Origin of the sequence: Gottfriedia acidiceleris, assembly GCF_002128425.1 — a bacterium.
Taxonomy (GTDB): Bacteria; Bacillota; Bacilli; order Bacillales; family Bacillaceae_G; genus Gottfriedia; species Gottfriedia acidiceleris.
In genome coordinates this window covers 417,672-440,649 of sequence record NZ_NESS01000002.1, presented here as the reverse complement: position 1 = coordinate 440,649, position 22,978 = coordinate 417,672, and the positions used below count along the sequence as shown (strand labels likewise).

Sequence of the window (22,978 nt, the reverse complement as noted above, 5' to 3'; positions counted from 1 at the left end):
TTATCTTACCTTCCTTTTTGAACATCTACCCATTAATTAAGCCTCTCCAGCCTTACTCCACCTTTTTAGCAAAAAATCATTATAATTATTTAAATTAAGTTCCGAGCTTGGTTCTACGATTTTAAAATTAAAGTAGTCCTTCGCATTATCATAACAGATACCTTGGACAATTTTGCCCAGCAATTCCAAATCATAAGGGACTTCACCATTTTCTACCCATTCTCCAATTAAGTTACATACCAATCTTCGGAAATATTCATGTCTATTGTAGGATAAAAAGCTTCTAGAATCTGTAAGCATACCAATGAACTTGCTAAAGAGGCCTACATTAGACAATGCCTTCATCTGATCAAGCATACCATCTTTAGTATCATTGAACCACCAAGCTGTGCCGAATTGAATTTTCCCAGGAGTGATTCCATCTTGAAAACTATTAATTATGCTAGCTATCACATAGTTATCATTAGGATTTAACGAATAGATGATCGTTTTAGGAAGCTTACCTTCTTGATCTAAGGCATCAAGAATCCTTACTAGTGGTTTGGCAATTTGATCATCATTGATTGAATCATAACCTGTATCAGCTCCAAGTTGGAGAAATTTTTTCGTATTGTTATTTCGATGAGCATTGATATGGAATTGCATCGCCCAGCCTAGGTTTGCGTACAGCTTACAAAGGTAGATAAGTGTGTATGTCTTAAATTTCCTTTCAGCTTCCTGTGAAATATCGTTGCCAGATAACCTTTGTTCAAAAATAAGCGAAACTTCATCAAACGAAGCTTCTTCATACACTATGGAATCTAAAGCATGATCAGATACAGTGCTACCCCATTCATGGAAGTACTTAACTCTGGCTTCTAACGCTGCAAGATAATCTTCAAACGTTTCAATTTGAAGATTAGAAGCTTCCTTCAGTTTTTCGACCCAATCAAGAAAACCTTCACGATTTATTTCCAGTCCTTTATCAGGTCTGAATCCAGGTACAACACTTACTGGGAAGTCTCTAGCATTCTTTAATAATTTATGGTATTCCAAGTTGTCAACCGGGTCATCTGTAGTACAAATTACTCGTACATTAGACTTTACGATTAATTCACGGACCGAGTATCCTTCCCCATTTAGTAATCTATTTACCTTCTCCCATATTTCTGGCGCACTCTGTTCGTTTAGCACATCTTGAATACCAAAATATCGTTGAAGTTCTAAATGCGTCCAGTTATATAGTGGGTTACCAATTGTCATTGGAATAGTTTTTGCCCACGCCAGAAACTTCTCATAGTCGCTTGCGTTACCAGTTATAAATTCTTCGGATATGCCATTTGCTCTCATAGCGCGCCATTTATAATGATCACCATAAAGCCATGCTTCTGTAATATTTTTAAATTTCTTATTTTCATAGATTTCTTTTGGGCTTAAGTGGCAATGATAATCAATAATTGGCATTTTCTTCGCAACATCATGATATAAAGAGATAGCAATTTCATTTTTTAATAAAAAATTTGGTCCCATGAATTTTTCCACATATAACACCTTCCAACATTAATATTGTGAACGTTAACATTTTTCTATACTTTCAGTCTAACAATTAAACAACCTATGAAAACACAAAATGTTAACGTTAACATTTATTGTATAAATATATTAAATCGTTTTCTGTTCTGCTACTTGATTGATCTTTTGCGTACGGGTTACAACAGAATAAACTCCAAGCAAGCCGATTAGTTCACCTGTTGAAGCTGCAATAGCACCGGATTTACCATTTAGTTCCGGTTTCAAATATACTAATGGGATTATGACTAAGACCACAGCAATCATATTAAAAATTTGCGGTTTTAAGAGTGATTTTGTACTTTTTTGAAGCATGAGAATGCCTCCGAAGTAATCCACCCATGGGAAAACTAAGGTTTTAATAATGAAAAATTTTAATACATCCAGACTTTCAGCTGCTAATTCCAAGTCAACACCTAATACTGTTCTCATAAACCAAGGACCAGCAGATGTAAAACATAGAATAGCCAGAAAGACAGATGGAACAATACTGAAAATTATTACACAATTCATAACCGTTCGTTTATTTTTTTCATAGAATTGCAGGACAATTTGATGAGTGTACATAAAAAAGCTTAGTATCAAATTCGTAATGCTAAAAGCCAGCGCGAAGGAAGCAATCCCCATATGTACATCTTGAATTTTGCCAAGAAACGCATAAATAATCGGGATTAAGATGGTTTGAAACGACAAATAAAAAACTAAAGGAAAATAAAAAGCATAAATTTCTTTTTGTCTCAAATTTTTTTCAGTTTCCTTTTTGTTTTCTTTAACAATTAAATTTCCTCTCCAGACACTAATTAAGCATTCGATACACATTCCAGTCAAAAAGATAATTGCTCCTGCAATACTACTATTTGCATGATTAGCTAAGTTCATATATAGTGCTACAGCAAACATGCCTACTAAACGAAAAATAACGCCTATGGTTAACCATTTTGTTTCCAACTTATTAATAATCATTCCTTGATATAAGCACCGGAGCCCGGAAAATAAAATGACGCCTGAAAGAACAAGAAATGTAATCTTCAAGGAAGCCATCGTATCAGCTTCCGCATTAAAACCATACTTAAACACTAAGTCCCCAAGCCGAGTAAGACCGATTAATGAACATAAAGCTGTTATGACAAGCGACACCTTTATGAAAAAGGTTGCAATTTTGTTAAAGGAAGCTTTTCCAATTGCCAAGGCTGAAATCGTTTGCCTAAAAACCAAAACCGGCCGTTCTAGAATCCCAAATAAAGAGAAAGCGATCGCATAATTGGCAATAATAACTTCAGCATGATTGGTTCGGCTCAATGTCCCATTGATAATTACATGCGAAATGGATGTAAGGCTTGCAGATACAGCTAATGGAATAAAAAATATCAATATTTTAAAAATCGTAGAATTCTTAAAAAACTTTGACAAAGTAAACTTCCCACCCCTTTTCAATTACCTATCAGTTAATTTGTTGGGGCATTTATTTTACTCTCATTAACTTAAATAATATGACTATTTCAGCCTTTTAAATTCGATTGGCGAATACCCCGTATATTTTTTAAAACTACTGCTGAAATATTGTGGATTTGAGTAACCTACCTTTTCAGCGACCTCATAAGTCTTCAAATCTGTTTTCTGAAAAAGCTCCATAGCCTTTTTCATCCTCGTTTCAAGTAGAACATCACCAAAGTTAAATCCTTTTTCAACTTTAAAAAGATTACTAAGATAGGCTGAACTCACATGAACTTTTTCTGAAACTGTTTGTAAACTTAAATTGGAGATGTGATAATTTTCATGAATGAAATCAATTGCCTTATCAACAAGTGTATGCTTTTGATTTCTATTTAATTGCTTTACAAACTCGGCTAAATCGACAGAAATTATTCTTATTTCCGAAAAGATCTCATCAATTGTTTGCAATGTCACTACTTTTTTCTCAACGTTTTCAAACCTCGTATCGTCCCATTTTTTTGCTATTTTTGAAGATTCATAAAATATTAAACTAATGACTCTAACAGCAAATAAAACTATTTCCTGCAATGTTACTCTTTTATTTGTCGATAGATCATTTTTAACATTCTCTAGCAGATCAGTTACTTTTTCCGGAAGACCAAATGAAATATACCGAAATAAATCTTCTTCGATTTTTAAAGAATCAGCCACTTCCTCTTTCTGTAACGCTTCAATTACTTCAATAGAAAAAACCTGATTTATTCCGACTATGTGACGAAATTCCATCGCTTTTAATGCCTCTTGATAGGAATAGATAATGTCTGCCATTTCATCATAAATTCTTCCACTTGTAATAGTAATTGTCGTATGAAACTCTTTTTGTACAGTAGAAAGGAATTCGCGTGTTACGGTAGAAATGTCACTAGCAAAATCCTCTTCCGATAAATCCGACCCAAACAGAAAAATGGCAAAATGCTCGGATTCAGCATTTACAACACATCCTTGCAGTTTTAATAAGTCAAGTATTTTACTGCAATGCACCATAATCCTTTCTTTCACTGTTTCAATCCCTATCTGAGGAATAAAATCAATTTGGTCCATTTTGACATACAATGCAGCCAAATGTGTACATCTCGGTTTTATACCTAGTTTATTAAACTCTCTAGCTATTTCTTCATTATTAAATACATTAAGGCTTAACCTTTTAAGGAACTGTTGCTGGATATAATATTGACTATCGCTGATTTGATTTTCCTTTTGCAGTTCAACCTCTAATTCTAATGATGCCTGTTTAAGTTTTTCAATTAATTCATTCGTTTCTACTGGTTTTAGAAGATAATCATAAGCCTTTAATTTTATTGCCTCATGAGCATATTTAAAATCATCATAGCCAGTTAACAAGATGACTTTTGTTTTGGGATTAAATTCTTTAATGGCCTTAGTCATTTCTAGCCCATCCATAAAAGGCATTTGAATATCTGAGATAACAATATGCGGATCATGTTCTTTAATGATTTCCAGTCCTTGCTCACCATCCGCACCTACACCAACTAATTCAAATCCGTGTTCCATCCAAGGTATAACGCTAGTCAACCCTTGTCGGATAATGCGGTCGTCATCTACTATTGCTACCTTATACATTTGTTTAGTCCCCCCGCGATTTTGGGATTCTTACCATAGACTTTGTACCAACTCCTTTTGCACTTTCAATTGATAACCCATAAGCTTCCCCAAAATGAAGTTTGATCCTTTCATGTACACTTCTAATACCAATTCCAATTGTCGAAGAATTGCTCTTTTTACTATGTAGTTCTTCATTTATAATTCTTAATTTGTCACAGTCAATCCCCGAGCCATTATCGATTACTTCAAGGCATAAGATATCGTTTATTTCATATGCATTAATTATAATCTTTCCTTTACCCCTTTTTTGCTTTACTCCGTGATAAATGGCATTTTCAATCAAAGGCTGTAAAGTTAGTTTAACAATTTTAAAGTTTAATAGATTTGGATTGAAGGTAATTTCATAAGAAAAATCATCTCCATATCTCATTTCCTGAATGATTAGATAATTCTCGATATGAGCAATTTCTTCCTCTAAACTAATAATTTCCTTCCCTCTGCTGATACTAATCCGAAAAAAGTTAGAAAGTGCTGTTATCATACTACTGGCTTCTCTATTCATTCCCATATCGGATAGGCCTTTTATCGAGTAAAGTGTATTATATAGAAAATGAGGATTAATTTGTGCATGCATGATTGAGAACTCAAGTTGCCGCTTTTCATCTTGTTCTAATCTAATTTGCTCCAAAAGCGTTTTAATTTTAACCAATAAATCATCTAATGCTGTTTTCATAATTCCTATTTCTCTAGGACCTTTATGCGAAAAGGTAATATTTAAATTATTTTCATTAATTTTCTTTGTTTGATCGACTAGGGTAGAGACTGGATTTGTAATGTATTTAGCTAAAAAATTTGCAATTAAAATAGCAATTGTTGTTAACAGTAAAATAATAATAACCGTTACAAATTTTATATAATTGACTTTCTTTAAAATCTCATCCGTTGGGAAAACAGCAGCTACTTTCCACTTATTCACACCGATTGTATCGTAAATAATCGTCATGTTTTTTCCAAATGCATTTTGAAACTCATATCTCCCTTTTTCATCCTGTAATGACTGCAGAAAGCTTAATTCCTTTGAGCTCAAACGGTATTTGTCTGAAACTGTTTTTGAATTAAACGTTCCATCCCGGCTGACAAGAGTTAGATAGCCATGATCCCCGATCAATGATTTGTTTAAGACGTTTTCAAAAAAACTCTTTCGTAAATTAAAAAGCAAAATACCATTGGCTTTAGTGTGCTCGTTACCAATCAACTTAAACACACTTACCACATCTGATTTACTGGCAAATATATCATCGAGATGCTCATTATGCCAGTAAAATCCTTCCTTGCTGCCACGATATTCTTCATTATATTTCTTATAGGGAAATTGATTAAAATTTTTCCGGAAATCACTTCGATATAAAGAAAATTTCCCATTATGCATATCAACATAAATTGATTCAATTATCGTGTTATAAGTTAAATGGATCACTTTCAATGAATTGTTCATTTGAATGTAATCATTAGGATCGACCTCAGAAAATTCAGAATCTATTAAGTCCAATGTCTTTGGATCGTTCGAGAAAGCAACTAATTGTTCGAACACATCATAGAGTCTGTTTTCTAAATAGGATTTGGTTTGGAATATTGTATCATCTACATTTTTATAAGCGTTTTCCTCCAGTTGGGTCACAGCCAGATGGTAGGAGATCCATCCTGTAAATGCAATAAAAAAGATGATAACTGGCAAAAATAACGAAATGATTGTGGATCTTAATGAATATAAAAAATATTTTTTAATAAATACGATGAATTTATTTCTCATAGATAAATAGGAAGCGTAGATAAATCTTCAACTTCCACTCCATTCCTTTACTACTATAAATCTTAATATTAAAAATACATTATTTTTCACGACTGGTAAATGAATCTTCACTCGCATCCAAAAACTTCCATAACGAAATGGCTGAAACCCATAAAGTTTTATGGGTTTCTTTATAGCTTTTTTTGTTTATCTGTACCACCTTAGCGTTTACCAGTGCAGAGTCTGACTTTAGTCAAATGGATTATGGTAAAAAACATTAATTTATTTTTTAATCATATTCACTAATGCCACACTGGCTAAAATAAAGGCACCTACTCCATGAAGGTCATTTTCGGACACTGGACGGGAAACGTAGTAGTCATATACGCCTGCAGAAGTTCCAATACAGATTCCTTTCATCGTCAATGAATCACCATCGACTTCTATCATCTCATTTAATAAACCGTTGTATCCTTTGATAGCGACTTCAATGTATTCTTTACCTACATATCCTTGTTGAACCGCTCTGGCAATTGTGTATATGAAAAGACTGGAGCAAGAAGATTCGAGCCAGTTATCTTCTTGACTTCCTTTGTCTATGATTTGATACCATAATCCCGTTTTTTCGTCCTGATAGCTGACAAGGCTTTTAATAAGACTTTGCAGTGCCTCGATTAATTCTCCTCTTCCGATATGGTTCTTTGAAAGATAGTCGAGGATATCAATTAGTGCAGTGCCATACCAGCCAACCGAACGCCCCCAGAATTCTGGGGAGCAACCTGTCTTAGGATTTGCCCAAGGCATCTTTTTGCTTTCATCATAAGCGTGATAAAAAAGACCTGAACATTCATCTTTCATATTTTTCCTCATTAGCTTTTCTTGATATAAGACCATGTCATCTAACCCTTGTTCATTAAAGGTGTTTTGATACATTAAAGCAAAAGGTCCAGCCATATACAAACCATCAAGCCACATTTGATATGGATACTTGTCTTTATGCCAGAAACCACCTTCCTTTGTCTTATTCAATGTATCATATAAATGTCTTAATTTTCCGGCAGCTTTCCTATAACGTTGATCCTTCGCCCCATTCATTAATGGAAATAACAAAATACCTACCTGAATCGAGTCGAGTTGATCCCTCTCGAACATGAAATTGCCTTCTGAATCTAGGAGATTATCAATATAGCTTTTAAGATAGTCAAAATACTCTTGGTTTTTAGTTAGCTCCCAAACACGTTGCATTCCATAAAGGTATACCCCCTGATGATAATGCCACACATTTGCTGGAGGAAGTTCTTTTGGTTTAAAAGTTTTCATTAATGTTCTCGATGCTTTTTCAGCCATCTCTAACGCTATTTCTGCCGTTACATTTACAGTTTTAGTTTCAGAATAATTCATAAATATACCTCCTGTTTTCCGAAAATTTAAGAAAATAGTCTCGTTGGGGTGTAAAAGGGGGAATATATATATAACCCTATTTGCTTCCTATGAAGAGACAAAGCCGTCTCGAAACAAGTATCTAGACGGCTTTCTTTTGAATGTTTATTTTTTGAAATGCTCATCGTATTTCTTTTGAGCGTCTTCAATCGCTTTTGCCCACTCGTCAAGGAACTCTTCTACCGTCATTTTCCCACTCATAACTGCCTGTGTCCCTGGATCAACGATTGTATCAAGAATGGATCGATATTCAGGCAGATAGAAAGGTGGCTTGTAAAGAATGGTATTTGGATCATCATAAACTTTGAATGCTGTTTGAATATGTGGTGAATCCTTAATCCATTGCTCACCTAATACGTCTGAGTTCGTAGGAATCTGTCCAACCTGCTGGTTCCAATAAGATTGGCTGTCCTTTGAATTCAGGAATGCTGCAAATTTCCATGATGCTTCTGGGTGTTTCGTCCCTTTGAATACACTGATTCCGATCGTATTTCCGCCTTCTGCTACATATTTTCCATCAGCCGTTTTTGGAAGTGGAATAGCCTGGAACTGATCTGACTTTAATGCCTCTTTATGTTCGCCATAAGAACCAATGTTATGTTGAACCATTGCTACTGCACCTGTGTCAAATCCAGCAATCATTTCTTTATATCCATTTGTGATATCACTTTGAGGAGTATATTTTTTATACAATCCGAAATACTTCTTCAAAAACTCAATATTTTTTTTGCTGTTAATGGTACTTTTACCATTTTTTATGTAATCTTCTTCACCAGAGTTTGCAAACATTAAACGCTGTAATTGGAAAGATCCGCCTGCTCCACCTCGTATCGTATAACCAAAGCGGTTATTGGCTTTGTTTGATTGAATTTTAACGGCATTAAAGAAGTCATCCCATGTCTCGGGAACTTTTGTCCCTTTTTCTTTGAACCAATCAGTACGAACCCAAAGAATATCAAGATTTTGTGTATATGGAATTCCATATAACTTGTGGTCTGCAACGATTTCTTTGTTGAAATCGATTGCTCCTTTATTAATCTTGTCTTTATCCTCCCATTTATTGAAATAAGGATCTAATGGCAGCAATGCGTCTCTGAGTGCAAACTCTGGAAGCCAGCTTGTCTGCACACTACCCACGTCAGGAGTATCCTCAGCCGCAATGGATGCATCGTATTTCGCTTTTGCAGAGTCCTTTGGCAGCCCAACATATTCAACGTCAATGTTAGGGTTTTTCTCTTCAAATCGCTTTATTAATTCTTCCCAGATTGGTGTACGCTGCGGTCCGGCATTTTCATCCCAGAACGTTAGCGTAATTTTTTCATTTGAATCTGTTTTCTTGCCCTTAACGCTAGCTTCATTATTAGCACTTGAACTACATCCTGCTAAAAGTAATGAAGCAGTCATCGATGTAGTTGCAACTGTTTTCCAAAACTTTTTGTGCACAAAAATCCTCCTCTTTTTTTGAAATATATTAGACCTTGTATCAACCTTTAACACTTCCACCCATACCATTAACCAAATGCTTCTGGGCATAAGCAAACATAAGTACTGCTGGAATTAAAGCGATTACACTTCCAGCTGCCAAAGCGCCATAGTTTATATTGAATTCCCCCATCATATAGCTAAGACCGACTGGGAGTGTAAATTTCCCCTGTTGATTTGTGAGCATTAAAGAAATCAGGAATTCATTCCAAGTGTAAATGAAGGTAAATACACTCGTCGCTACGATTCCCGGAACTAAGAGTGGGAAAATTACATAGCGAATTGCCTGTAACTTGTTACAACCATCTACCATGGCTGCTTCCTCAAGTTCTCGTGGAACACTTGATATAAAACCATTCATTAATACTGTCGTAAATGGGATCTCAACAGCCGCATAGGTAATAATTAATGAAAGTGGGTTACTGATTAGCCCCAAGTGTTTAAAAATAATAAACAAAGGAATAATCAACATGGACCTTGGAATAAATTGAGTGCATAAAAGCATAAGAAGGAATGCTCGCTTACCCTTAAACTTGTATCTGCTTAATGCATAACCTGATAATGTTGATAGTATTAATACTATCAAAACCGTACATACACCAACTATTAAACTATTTTTAAAGTAGGTTGAAAACCCTACATTAGTCCATGCTGTTACAAAGTTATCGATTGTCGGAGAAGCTGGTATGTATCCAAGGGGCCGCTTGACGATATCTCCTTCGTGCTTTAAGGCCGTATTAATAGTCCAATATAACGGAAAGAGAGTAAAAGCGAGCATAACCAGTAGCGGTAGATTAAATGTCAGTAGCCGGTCAATTTTATTTTGTTTATTCATGTTAGTTCCCCTCCCTATCATATCTCGTTATTAATAAATAGATAATGGCAAAAAGTAGTAATATACAAAAAGCAACTACAGTTAGTGCTGACCCATATCCAAAATTTGATCCGTGAACTGCCTGTTCAGCAATGTACATTGTCAAAGTTGTGGTACTGTGTGCTGGACCTCCTCCAGTGAGGTTGAAAAGAAGATCGACGTTATTAAACTCCCAAATTACACGTAGTAAAGTTGTCAGGACAATTGTATTTTTCAAAGACGGCAGTGTCACATATAAGAAAGATTTCACTCTTCCTGCACCATCCATCTTTGCCGCCTCATACAGTTCTTCTGGAATACTTTGAAGTGAAGCGAGTAAAGTAATGGCAAAGAAAGGAATCCCTCTCCATAATTCAGCTATAACGACCGATGTAAAAGCAGTAGAACTATCAGCAAGCCATGCCTTATTTTCACTGATAAACCCTAATCTGATGAATAGATCATTGATTACCCCCATATGTTCATTAAACATAAGAGACCACATTACCGAGGCTAACACACCCGAAATTGCCCATGGAATAAAGGCAGCTGCCCTTACCATCCCTCTAAACTTAAACTTTTGATTGAGAAGAAGTGCTGCAAATAAACCAAAAATTAGCTGTAGTCCTACTTGAGAAACCACCCATTTAAAAGAGGTTAGCAAACTAGGAAGAAATAATTTATCTCCCGTAAAAATTTTCTTGAAATTGTCTAACCCAGCAAAACCGTTATAGAAGGGAGCGGATAAATCATAATTTTGAAGGCTGTAGTAGAACACCGTCCCAATCGGATAAAACAAAAAGATTACAATCATTAGTGTTGATGGCAAAATAAACAAATAAGGTATCCACTTTTGTAATTTAAATTTTTTTGTTGATTTCTTTTTTTCAGTAGAAACTACTGATGCTTCCAACGCTTGTCTTAGATTCATTGAATGGATCCTCCTTTCTTATTTTTCATTTTAATAGAAAACGCTTACACGAAGAATCCAATATCTTTAGACGTTTGTTTGATTTTTTTATGTGCTCATAATTTTTTATACTATTTGATTTTTGAAAATAAAGAAGACAGCTGTGAGCAGCTGCCTTCAATACATTATTCTTCTACTTCAACTATTTTACCCTTATTTAATCATTTTATAGAATCAGAATTTAATATTTTAATAGCGTAACGTTACCTGCTTTTTGTTATTGGGACAGGCAATTGAGAAAAATTCTATTTCACTATCAAATATTACGTACATTATTAAATATATAAAGTGGGGCAGTAGACTGAGTACTTTTGGACTTGCAATCATCTATTTCAATCACATTACCGTTTTCAATATAGAAAGCCGGTCCATTATGATTACTGACTGTTACCCTTTGGAATCGAATATCAGAAACATTGCAGCAATAAAAACCTCTTTGCTTCATTGGTTCAATTCCCGCCATCATCGCAGGCATTCCAGGTTGTGCATCTTGAGCCATTGATACCGAAACATTTTCAAACGTGAAATCCTCCACGTGCATTTCGGCAAGACCATATAAGAAACCTGCTGCGGCGCTAACGTCACTTGCAGTAATATTGGCAAAATGGATCCTTCTAAACACAGGTGTTCCTTTTGTAATTGGGTAGGGATTTTTATCCCACACATATTTTTCCTCGCCATTTGGACCACAGTTGTAATATAAATTAGCAATAAAAGGACAGATGACACCTTTCATGATTATATTATTGATACGCACATCTTCAATCACACCGCCTCTGCCTCTTCTTGATTTCATTCGGATGCCGCGGTCTGTACCCTCAAAAATACAATTGCTTATTGTAACATTTCGGATATCTCCGCTCATCTCGCTGCCAAACACAATACCACCATGGCCATGAATCATTGTACAATTGGTAATGGTAATATTTTCACAAGGAATACGCTCCTTTGTTTCCTCAGTACCTGACTTAATCGCAATACAATCATCACCGACGTCAATATGGCAATCAGAAATACGAACGTTTCTGCTGGATTCCGGATTAATCCCATCCGTATTTGGAGAGTCGCTGGGATTTTCAATCCGAATATTGTGGATTGTGACGTCTTCACTGCAGAAAGGATGAACGGTCCAGCTCGGGGAGTTCGTTAGCTTCACTCCTGAAATCAAGACATTTTTACAATGGTCGAAACTAATTAGCTTCGGCCTCGGGTATTGATTTTCTTTTCTCCGAACGATGTTCCACCAGTAATACCCGCTACCGTCCAACGTACCATAACCGGTTACCGAAATATTTTCTGCATTTTCGGCATAAATACAGGAGGAATAGACTTCTTTTGATACTCCCTCCCAACTAGAATGTACGATTGGGTAATCAGTTTTATCTGGGTTAAATACTAAAATAGAACCAGCCTCTAAATAAAAATGAACATTGCTTCTTAAAATGACAGCTCCAGTTAGAAATTGTCCAGCGGGTACATAGACAGTCCCTCCGCCTGCTTCTGCGCATGTTTCAATCGCCAGAGTAATAGCTTTAGTATTATTGGTTACTCCATCGCTGATTGCTCCAAAATGTTTGATATTATAAATACTTGATGTCGTTGAACTAAACATTTTTCACCTACCTTTTTATTAGCTACAAAAACTTTTTTGAAAAATTAATACGATTTTTACTGCGCTAAACATACCTTATTTTAAATACGAATACTTAACTGTAATAAATACAAATCCTTCAAGAACTAGACAAGCTAATTCTTTCACACATGTTTATGAAAATGTTTACGTTCCCTAACTCCATTCGGAAAGTTCACATGATTCCAAGCATTAACACAAACGGGAGGTGTTTCTTGTTTCTTACCATTTTTTTTATAATAATAACTCTAAAAAATTCTCTGATTAGGCTGTTCACTTTTGTGCCTTCCTAATGATAAATGAACTGTTTCGCTGGGCCCAAAGCCACTCCAGCGATATCCTAAAACCTTTGTAAGACCGTTTGGAATTACATCGGATAGTCGTTCTCTTTTCGAATATTTAATTCCCTGTCCGACTGCTTCCACTTTAAAAGTATATTGTTGACCTTTTTTAAGGCCAGTCACTCTATAATATGTTTTAGCTGTTGTCATTTCTGCATTAATTGGTGTAAATTCAGCTCCTTTGGGATTGCTAGGTTTTCCGTTTACATAAACACGGTATCCAATTACATCTTGATTAATGGCGGTTGCCTTGTTCCAGGAGAGGGAAACACTAGTCCCATCTAATCCAATCTGAGCTTTTAGCTTGCCAGTAATTGATGGAGCACCAATTGCGTACGGAGCAGCTGTTTCGATTTCGAGTAAACGGTTATAAGGAGTCTTATTTCCTGCTAAATCCACTGCTTCCACTTCTACTTTATACTTTTTGCCTGGTTGAAGATTATCCAGAGTATACTTGTTAGAAGTCGCAAATCCATGGAGTTTCCCATTTGCATACACGTTATAACCTGCAATTCCAGTTTCATCAATTGCTGCTTCCCAGGCAATTGAAGCCCATGTAAAGCCGGGATACACAGCGTTTATTTCATTCCCACTAAATGTATCACTAGCAGGGATCGTCGTTGTTGGTTGTTTGATTTCTGTATTAGCTGGAAGTAAAGGGGCTGTTTTGTCAGCTTCTCCATTTGTTCTAACCTTAATTTCTGGACCATTCGAAGTACGATTTCCTGTTGCATCGGCAGCTTCAACTTTAATCGTATACTCTTTTTCCGGAGTTAACCCGGTTAATGTAAAACTTGTTTTATTGGTTGTTGTATAGTTAGCACCGACTTTTACGCCATCTTTATAGATGGTGTAACCAGTAACACCTTTATTATCGCTGGCTGCATTCCAAGTTATGTCCACACTCTTTCCATCAGCTGAAGATACTGCCTTAACTGCAGAATTTTCTGACCAGACCGGTTTTTGAGCAGTATCTTCAGGAGCCGCCGTTGTATTTTCAAAAACAAGGCCTGTAGAGTTTTTGATTCTCCAAGGATTTCCATTATTATCTTTAACATTTGTAAAGGATACATCAATAAATTTAAAATCTTTTGCATAATCCATATTAACTGAATAGACATTATCAAATTTCACATTCTTAAATATAATATTTTCATGATATACTTCTCCTGCGTCATTATTCCCAGTCACAAGGATCGATTGTTTATTACTACCTCCTTGGTTACGAACGGTTGTATTGAGAATTTCGATGTCCTTAAAATGCGAGATGTCTTGGGTTGGTTCATAAAGAATAGACGCATTTGCATCCGTATATGCAGAAGTAAATACGAATGGACCATCCCCATCAATACCTTCTAACGCATTGTCTCTGAAAAGAATATTTTTAGCGCCACCACCCATCGGGGTATTCGTTTTACTGCGTAAACCAACATCAGTTTTATACATTATGTTATCTTCCACAACCAAGTCCTGAATCCAGCTCCCCGTATGACTACCTGTTACCACACCGCCATGTCCTTCGCGAATATAGTTATTAAAAATCCAGGCATTTCCGGTAGGATCTTCACCAGCTGCGGCTTGTCCCATACCTGCCGCAAAGTTAATGGCGTCGTCTCCTGTATCAACAAAATTATTGAAGACTATAATTTTCTGGGAGTCACCAAACTCATATCCATCAGCATTATTTCCATCATAGGTTTTTGAAATCGTTCCATTTACAACAATATTTTTGCTGTGAAGGTTTACAATTCCGTGGAAGGAAGGATTAACCTGCGTGATACCTTCGTAATACATACCGTTTACACCACGTATCGTAATTAAATTTGAACGGGCATTATAAGCGGATTTTTCGTCCATACCTAACACTTGAGCAGCATAAGATTGCTTTGCAGCCAAGATTCCGAGGGTGTTCTCTGCATCAAGTTCTAAAGGACTCATTCTTCCATTGATTACTTTTACATTCCCAGTTACATTTGAGTTATTTCCTGCAGCTAAGCGGGGAAGTTCATTGCCTAGTTCGTCTATGGTAGGATTATTTTTATCTTTTTTCCAGCCGTTCCCATCAATAGTTCCTTTTCCTACGATTCGAATATTTTTTAAACTACCGTAATCGTATGTATGAGCATTTATTAGCGAGTAAGAGCGCTCATCAGTAGAGTAGTCGTACACCCAGAAATTCTTGCTATAGTCTTCAGGATCTGAAGAACCCTGTAAATACCCATCTATCTGTAACGTCATATCAGATTTAAGCCATAATTCCCCAGAAATAAATTGACCTTCTGGAATTAACACTTTTGCTCCTGGTGTAGCTGCATCAATCGCGGCTTGAATGGCTTTTGTATCTTTTGTTTTATCATTTGGTGTTGCACCAAAATCAACAATATTGAAAACCTCAGGTACTGCGGTTGTTTTTCCAACAACCTTATTAGAATGAGGAGACTCGACACCGTCTGCATTAACTGAAGTTACATAGAATTCATAAGATTTGTTTGGTTTAAGGTTTTCAACCTTAAAATTATGAATAAGAATATCCATGTGGAAGTTATCTTTATCAATATTTTTATAGAAATTATCGATATAAGCTTTTGCAGGGCCGCTGTTATCCTTTGAAGCGCTGCCGATTTTCTTCCCATTCATATAGACATTAAAATCCACGATGTCACTATAGTTCTTAGGCTTTTCCCAAACAAGTGTTATGCTATCTTCGTCAATTGCAAGCTTTGGAATCTGTAAGTTTACTGGCGATGCAGGAGCGTTTGGAGCGGAATGTTTATAAGCGTGAGCTGTTGCACCAAGTTGGCTGAATACTAGTATAAATGCCAAAATGATAGAGTTACAAATTTTAAATCTCTTCAACTATGTCTCCACCTTTCTTATATTCTTTTGAAAAACAAATACCTTTCTCCCCCCTTTGGAAATTAATTATAGGTGAAAACGTTTTCTGAAATAATTCAATATTTTTAGATTTTTATCAAAAATCTTTATGTATTTTTAAAATACTACACTCTTTTTGTTTTTTAATCTTTGTTCAAAATAAAAAAGCCCCCTTTAACTGCTATATATCTTCGTAAGAGGGCCAGTACTTAACTTTATTTGGTTATTCCTGTAAATTTTGTTTTCATTTAGCAACCAACAAAATCATATTTTTTAAATTGAACAAAAAAAATGATTGCTTTAAGAATTGGTATATTTACTGGATTAATCACATTTTCCAGTTGAAACTTTGTTTTTATCATTTTTAAAAATGAATGTAAGAGTTATTTTTAGTATTATATTTATCTTTTACTTTCTTTCTACTTCTATCGACAAATTTATATTTATTATCATGCTAAGATAAAATGAATTAAGTTTTAATTAAAAGGAGAATAAACTATGATTAAGAAATTATCTATTCTACTTATTGCTGCAATGATGCTTACTGCCTGTTCTGATTCTAGCAATACAACAAAACAAAAAAATGAACAATCTACCGAAGCGTCATCTTTTGAAACATCTAAGAAAGCAATAAAAAAAGTTCTTGAGAACCTTTTTACTGGTCCAGATAAGAAGCTTATTGATCTAATGTGGAATCCTAAATATAGGACTGTTGTAAATAATAAAGAAGAAAACCCAACGTTCGATAAATATGTAGCAAAGATATACGGACCATACATTTCAGATTCTTATCTCGATCCCTTCGTTTCAACTATTCTTAGTAAATATACAAATTTTGCTTACGATAATGGATATAAGTTAAGTCTTAAGAAGATTTCAATTAAGCAAAATGATACTGATTCATCTCGTTATACCTTCATAGCAGAAGTCACCTATCAGAAAAATAAAGAAGAAAAAACTGCAAATGTAGAAGGTAAAGTCTACTTCTATTCAAAAGAAAAAGGAAAAATCTCGGTAATCAAAATCATTAATGACAATGGCTTATCGGATAATTTAAGAACGAAAAATTGATTTTTTTATACAAGTTTGCATTTTTCGGTTCAATTAGTTTTATTAAGAATGTAAGTTACAGCTCAAGCCCCCTCATGAAGAAGGCAGCCACTCCCGGTTGCCTTCTTCTTATGGGTGATATTTAAAAAGAAGCTTTTATGAATGAAGAAGAACCAATCTAAACGAAATGGTGAAATGCCGAATAGCCGAACAAAAGGTTTCTTTCCCCTAACTAATATAGGTACAATCCTGGGTATTTAAAATAACTCTGGAAAGATAAAATTTTATTTTAGGGGATTCTTCAAAATATTAGCCTGATAAACATAGGTATCACCACATGTCCAGGGATTAAAGAAAGGGCCTATTATTAAAATGTACCCTACTCTTTGGGTTGGAAGAGGTGCTATAGATGAATGGAAAGACATATAGGGCTCAAGTGTTTTCTTGGTCTAAGGAGGCCAAAGTAGAAATAGTAGAACTCATTTCCGCCGGCATAGGTATGGCCGGACCTGTTCTGTTCGCCACAGTTTTAGGTTATCCCGCTCTTGGTTTCGCTGCATCGGTCGGCAGTTTGGCAGTTAGTAGCGTGAAAGTCGGTTCGAGTTTTATAAATCACGGGAAAAAATTGGCATCAGCGCTGATATCAGTAGTGCTGGCTGCGATTGCTGCTGTTCTCTGTTTCGGACACGGCTACCTGACATTTGGAGTCTTAATCCTGCTGGTAAGCCTTGCTGCGTTAATCGGCGGATATAATCGTGCCTTGTCGGTGGCAACAACACGCTTTGTCGTATTTCTGATTATCATCCTCAACATGGTCGACCAGACTGAGTACCGGATGGAACTAATTTTTTCAATCTTAGCAGGGGCGTTTTGGACCGTCAGTTTCAGCTTGGTGCTAGGCATCTGGGTACACAGTTGTTTTAAATCCTCGCTGGAAGGAGCTGTGAAAGGGCTAACATCGAAAAAAATCATTCTATGTCGGAATTCACTTGCACACCTATCCGGTTGGCAATTCCCAATCAGGCTCGCATTATGTCTAGGTATAACTGAGGGATTACGAATACTTTGGCCAGAGCACCACTTCTATTGGGTCGCAATTACCGTAGCGATCCTTACTCAGTGGAAAATAGAACTCTTTCCAATCAAAACAACACAACGAGTGCATGGTACAGTAATCGGCGTAATTGTTGCGAGCTTGCTTCTGGCAACTAGGCTACCAATTTGGGGGTAGTTATAAGTATTGGGCTCTTCGCAGGTGTTCGACCTCTTCTAAAGGTTCGAAATTATCTTGTATACTCTGCAACCATGATCCCACTAATTATTTTGATCATGGAAGCCGGCAAGCCGTTCCAGTTTATTATTCTGTTCGACCGTGTATTTGCAACCCTTATCGGTGCAGTCCTCGTGATTACAGTGAACTTGATATTCAGTAGAGCGATGGCGAAATCAGTGTAAAGGTGGTTATCTAGCAAAAGATGCTTTAATATTTCGGGTATCTTTTCCAGTTTTATAGAACCCTAGGCCTAGCCTAGGGTTCTATAAAACTGGATAGCCTCTTAAAACTATCCAGTACTTTCTTTTTATCCAATTACATTATTACTCTTATTACTTTTTATCAAGTCATTACATTTTCAAAAGCATTAACAATTTACATCACATATACTATTTCTTTAGTCCCTTGTATTGGCCCCACCTACGCCAAATACGATGATAGCCACACATGCCATCCAACCTACTATTTAGTATTACAGAAAACGCTTACATTTTCAATTTTTAGAATATTAATTAGATATATTTTAATAACTCAAGAATTACTGACTTTTCTTTTCCTTCATACACCATCAATCACTTTGTAATTTTTATGTGCTACAACTGTTCTGTTTCCTTCAAACACCAATTCCGTTTTATTATCAATTATATTTACAATAACTGTATTTTCATTGACCTTTTCAACAATCCCTTTAATTCCATTCTTAAAAAAGACACGATCCCTTAAGCCTGCTATCTTTTTTGCCTTGAATTTCATCTTCTTCTCCCCAATCATCATCATTATTTTTCTTAGTTTTACTTTGTTGTTATATTTTGATTTTTCTTAATCACAATTGAAAACGTCTTCATCAATATGTACATGAACATTAATTCGTACCAAGTTAGCTAGACCCTTAATGAATAATACGACTAAATCCTTTTTGTAATTCTATCTTATACAAATAACCTAGTGGACATTTTTTTATTCTTTTCATACAATGATGAAAAATTAAGAAGTAATTATTTTAATTACTATTTCTTTCAAACTACTTTTTTATTATATTACCAAAATTTCAGAAATAAATATAGTATTTATATTGAATAATTAAATTTTAGGAGTGTAGCATCGTCTTTTCATTTTTTACCTTAAAGAAAGTACTTTTAGACATTGTGTAAGTATCTTAGAAAATGAAGGTTTTGACATCGAGGGAATAGTAAAGAAACATAGAACTTTTTCAACTCATAACCTTCTGGCCATTGAAAATATGCTTGAATATAAAAAACATGACGGTTTGACACTTAAAAAAAGCTAAAATGGTTCTTCGACAATCAAATTTACCAACTCATAAAGACATAGGGGATTATGAAATTCAATCTGGGCTAACGAGGAATCAGGTTAATTTTAGAGTAGAAAAGGCATTAAAGGGGTATGAACAAAAGGCAGAGGAAAAACATGAAAAGATGCTTTTAGTAAATATTCGATAAAGCTTTTTCGGAAAGCAAATCACTACCTTGTATGAAAACAGCTTCTCACCAATCTAAGTATTTAAGAAAATGAAACGACGGCATCTTAGGGTATCGTCTTTTTTTTTAACTCGAACATATGGCTTATTGAAAGATTACTATAAACTACAATAAAGACCAGTCTCTTTTTTAAAAGCACTGGGACTATCTGTAGTGTAATTGCATTTTCGAGCTATTATATAAACTGGGAAAACACGTTGCTCGTATCAATTTTCACTTATTAAAACTAACAATCTTTTAAACTAATAAAAAAGTGCAAGAAATTTTTACATCCCTACACTTTTCTTAATAGATTAATTTTCATGATACTTTTATTGTTTTTGGACTTGTTGTAACTTAAAAACCTTGTTTACTAACCACTTCTGCTGATACTGTCTCTGTACCTTAAGGGTGTTATTGTAAAATCTATCTTTTTTGACATATATTAAGCTTTTACTTTTGAGGAAGATTCATATAAATCTACCGCTTCATTTACTGTGAATCTTTTATGAACGATGGAATGTATCGCTTGGATCATTGCAAGAGGATGCTGAGATTGCCAAATATTTCTTCCCATATCCACACCAGCTGCACCTTGCTCCATAGCATTATACGTAATTTCTAGTGCTTCACGAATTGTATCAAATTTTGGGCCACCTGCAATAACTATAGGAACCGGGCACTTACTAGTTACCTGTTCAAAGTTGTCGCAGTAATAAGTCTTCACAATATCGGTACCCATTTCAGCAAGAACTCTTGAAGCTAATGCTAAGAACCTGGCATCCCTTTTTTCAAGTTCTTTTCCAACTGCAGTAATTCCAAGTACAGGTATTCCATAATCATGAGCATCAGTTACAACCTGAGCTAGATTTGTTACTGTTTGAGTTTCATAGTCAGATCCGATAAAAACCGAAACCCCTACACCAACAACATTATGGCGAATTGCTTCTTTTATTGAAGTAACAATCCTTTCATTCGCTAAATCCTTCCCTAACGTTGTAGGACCGCCCGAAACACGAAGAACCATTGGTTTTTCCGTGTTTTTCGGAATACATGCTGCAAGTGTACCTCTTGTTAAATATAGCGAATCCGTGTATGGAAGTAAATCTTTGACAGTTTCCTCTGGCCTTTCTAAACCTCTTATTGGCCCTAAGAAATAGCCATGATCTATCGCGAGCATTACTGCCCTCTTATTTGGTAATATTTTGTTTAATCGGTTTTGAAATCCCCAGCTCACTATCTATTCACTCCTTAACTTAATTTCTGGATTCTTTATATTCACAACATCTCTTTCCAAAATATGCGGAGATTTAATGAAGAGGGCTTTAAAGGTTTTGTCAGTTTGATTGATAAGGTAATGAGCATCGCCTGGGTGGCATTGAATCATATCACCTGGTATTGTAGGAACTTTATTACCATTTATATAGAAATCTATCTGCCCTTCTAGGATATAGAAAATTTCTTCACAAACTGTATGATAATGGTTTTGGAAGTCTTGACCTGGTTTCAATACAACCACACCAATATCTATGTTCGGACCTTTTGTTAAATATTTCGGCCCGTTGTCGCCAAACCGATAATCGAAGTCATTTTCGTGAACTTTCTTCATCCCTTCACCCCCGTTCACATTATTCCAAACCAGGTGCCTTCCACATATGAGTGGTTAAACCACGATCAGCAAGTTGAAGCTGTTCTAAATATACACTTCTCCATTTTTCATAGATTTCTAGGTATTTGTCATGGTTTTCATTATTAGGTATATGTGTCCTCTCCCACTTTACAACTTGATTAACTGCTTGATGGATATTCTCATAAATTCCTATGCCAATCCCCGCAAATAATGCGGTGCCTAGTGCTGCTGCTTCTTTAACTACAGGAACTTTCACTGGTACTCCAAGGACATCTGCAAGGGTTTGACTCCAAAGTTTTCCTTTCGCAGCACCACCTGTAAAAATAACTTCACTTGGATAATAACCAGTTTCTTCTTCTATAATCTTTAAGTTTCCAAGTGTGATAAGCGCAGCATTTTCTTGAATCGATTTAAACATTTCTTTTTTTCCAGTCTTTAGAGGATCTAGAGTGAGATTAATAAATGATGGAGATGCATGGCGCCAAGCGCTATAATTCATCGTATCTGAAAAGATAGGAATAATCCCATTTGCCCCTATCGGAACATTTTTTGACTTTTCTTCTAAAATTTCATACGGGTCTCTACCGGTCACTTTTGCTTCTGTTTTTTCCAAATCACAAAATGCATCACGAAACCATCTCATTACAAGCCCGGGGAAAAAAGCAATGGTTTCTAGCTGCCATAATTCAGGCACGGCATGGCAGTTAACCCGGATACGGCCACTTTTGTCAGCTAACGGCTGTCTCACATTGACTTCCTGTTGCCAAAATGATCCACCTGATACTACGGCTTGCCCCGCTTTTACCGCACCGACACCAACAGAAGCCATTTGAGCATCTCCACCTCCACTAATAACCGGAGTTCCTGTTTTCAAACCTGTATACGCGGCTACTTCATCTATCACGTAACCGATAACGGTACCAGCTTCATTTACCGGTGGAAATAAATTATTTTTTAGTCCGCACATTTTTACAACATCACTTTCCCAATTCCTTTTCTCAATATCAAATATCCCTGTAGTACACCCATTTGAAGGATCCACTTGTAGTTTCCCTGACAATTTATAAAGAATCCAATCATTAATCATAGTCATATCAGTGGCTTTTTCATAAATCCCTGGTAAATGATTTTTTATCCACAAAAGCCTAGGCAGTGCTCCTAATGCAAACATTTGACCTGATAACCTATAAATCTTGTATTCTAATTTAGGATCTAATTCCTTTAATGCTTTGACTTCATCCGAAGCTCGAGCATCTACATTTGCACAAGCCCAAATTTCCTTACCCTTTTTATCATAAAGGACAATTCCTTCCCTCATACTCGTGGCACTTATCGCTTTTATATTTTTTGCGTCAACTCCTGTTTCTTCAATAACAGACTTTACACACTGAACGACTAACTTCCAGTTTGTCTCCCAGTCAAAATCCATAGATCCTGGATACTTCTCTTTTGATAAATGGTTCCATTCTATTTGTGAAAACCCAACTTGATTTCCTAATTGATCAAACAAAACAGCGCGAATACTACCTGTACCAGCATCAAATGCCAGAATGTACGCCATTA

The 22,978-nt window shown here is 35.7% G+C and carries 15 protein-coding genes and 1 pseudogene; 2 read left to right on the top strand and 14 right to left on the bottom strand.

All coding sequences use genetic code 11. From position 1 onward, the window contains the following. Positions 1-36: 36 nt before the first annotated feature. The 10 genes from uxaC to B6K90_RS05995 all read right to left on the bottom strand — a co-directional run bounded on the left by uxaC (position 37) and on the right by B6K90_RS05995 (position 15,966). Positions 37-1,509: a glucuronate isomerase gene (gene uxaC, locus B6K90_RS06040; protein WP_088011939.1), complete on the bottom strand. Its 1,473-nt coding sequence runs from the start codon at positions 1,507-1,509 to the stop codon at positions 37-39. Between the two features lie 132 nt (positions 1,510-1,641). Then, on the bottom strand, positions 1,642-2,958 hold the full coding sequence (locus B6K90_RS06035; protein ID WP_088011831.1) for an MATE family efflux transporter: 1,317 nt from the start codon (positions 2,956-2,958) through the stop codon (positions 1,642-1,644). An 84-nt stretch (positions 2,959-3,042) separates the two neighbouring features. Beyond that, positions 3,043-4,623, bottom strand: a complete 1,581-nt coding sequence (locus tag B6K90_RS06030; RefSeq protein ID WP_088011830.1) for a response regulator — start codon at positions 4,621-4,623, stop codon at positions 3,043-3,045. A 4-nt stretch (positions 4,624-4,627) separates the two neighbouring features. Then, positions 4,628-6,196 carry a sensor histidine kinase gene (locus B6K90_RS06025; protein ID WP_167555288.1) on the bottom strand — a complete coding sequence of 523 codons (1,569 nt, stop codon included), beginning with the start codon at positions 6,194-6,196 and terminating at the stop codon, positions 4,628-4,630. Between the two features lie 480 nt (positions 6,197-6,676). Further along, positions 6,677-7,795: a glycoside hydrolase family 88/105 protein gene (locus B6K90_RS06020; protein ID WP_088011828.1), complete on the bottom strand. Its 1,119-nt coding sequence runs from the start codon at positions 7,793-7,795 to the stop codon at positions 6,677-6,679. 144 nt (positions 7,796-7,939) lie between these two features. Then, the gene (locus B6K90_RS06015; RefSeq protein ID WP_235821728.1) at positions 7,940-9,277 is read right to left on the bottom strand and encodes an ABC transporter substrate-binding protein; all 1,338 of its coding nucleotides are present in this window, start codon (positions 9,275-9,277) and stop codon (positions 7,940-7,942) included. A 40-nt stretch (positions 9,278-9,317) separates the two neighbouring features. Further along, the gene (locus tag B6K90_RS06010) at positions 9,318-10,172 is read right to left on the bottom strand and encodes a carbohydrate ABC transporter permease (protein WP_235821727.1); all 855 of its coding nucleotides are present in this window, start codon (positions 10,170-10,172) and stop codon (positions 9,318-9,320) included. Further along, positions 10,153-11,100: a carbohydrate ABC transporter permease gene (locus tag B6K90_RS06005; protein ID WP_088011825.1), complete on the bottom strand. Its 948-nt coding sequence runs from the start codon at positions 11,098-11,100 to the stop codon at positions 10,153-10,155. Before B6K90_RS06005 ends, B6K90_RS06010 begins: the two co-directional genes overlap by 20 nt. A 295-nt stretch (positions 11,101-11,395) precedes the next feature. Continuing rightward, positions 11,396-12,751: a glycoside hydrolase family 28 protein gene (locus B6K90_RS06000; RefSeq protein WP_088011824.1), complete on the bottom strand. Its 1,356-nt coding sequence runs from the start codon at positions 12,749-12,751 to the stop codon at positions 11,396-11,398. A 266-nt stretch (positions 12,752-13,017) separates the two neighbouring features. Next, complete coding sequence (locus B6K90_RS05995; RefSeq protein ID WP_088011823.1) at positions 13,018-15,966, bottom strand: fibronectin type III domain-containing protein; 2,949 nt, start codon at positions 15,964-15,966, stop codon at positions 13,018-13,020. Positions 15,967-16,482: 516 nt separating this feature from the next. Between B6K90_RS05995 and B6K90_RS05990 the strand changes: the two genes are divergently transcribed. Both B6K90_RS05990 and B6K90_RS05985 read left to right on the top strand, forming a co-directional pair. Beyond that, positions 16,483-17,055, top strand: a complete 573-nt coding sequence (locus tag B6K90_RS05990) for a hypothetical protein (RefSeq protein WP_088011822.1) — start codon at positions 16,483-16,485, stop codon at positions 17,053-17,055. A 388-nt stretch (positions 17,056-17,443) separates the two neighbouring features. Further along, a pseudogene (locus B6K90_RS05985) lies at positions 17,444-18,489 on the top strand (FUSC family protein). A 376-nt stretch (positions 18,490-18,865) separates the two neighbouring features. Here the strand turns inward: B6K90_RS05985 and B6K90_RS05980 are convergent. The 4 genes from B6K90_RS05980 to lsrK form a co-directional block, all read right to left on the bottom strand. Beyond that, complete coding sequence (locus B6K90_RS05980; protein ID WP_088011821.1) at positions 18,866-19,060, bottom strand: DUF2187 family protein; 195 nt, start codon at positions 19,058-19,060, stop codon at positions 18,866-18,868. A gap of 1,170 nt (positions 19,061-20,230) precedes the next feature. Next, positions 20,231-21,022 (bottom strand): 3-hydroxy-5-phosphonooxypentane-2,4-dione thiolase, encoded by a 792-nt coding sequence (gene lsrF, locus B6K90_RS05975; RefSeq protein WP_088011820.1) that lies wholly within the window; start codon positions 21,020-21,022, stop codon positions 20,231-20,233. 3 nt (positions 21,023-21,025) lie between these two features. Then, entirely contained in the window at positions 21,026-21,394 is a 369-nt protein-coding gene (locus tag B6K90_RS05970) for a cupin domain-containing protein (protein WP_088011819.1), read from the bottom strand. 19 nt (positions 21,395-21,413) lie between these two features. Next, a complete protein-coding gene (lsrK, locus tag B6K90_RS05965) occupies positions 21,414-22,976 on the bottom strand; it encodes an autoinducer-2 kinase (RefSeq protein WP_088011818.1) in 1,563 nt (520 codons plus the stop codon). Positions 22,977-22,978: the final 2 nt, after the last annotated feature.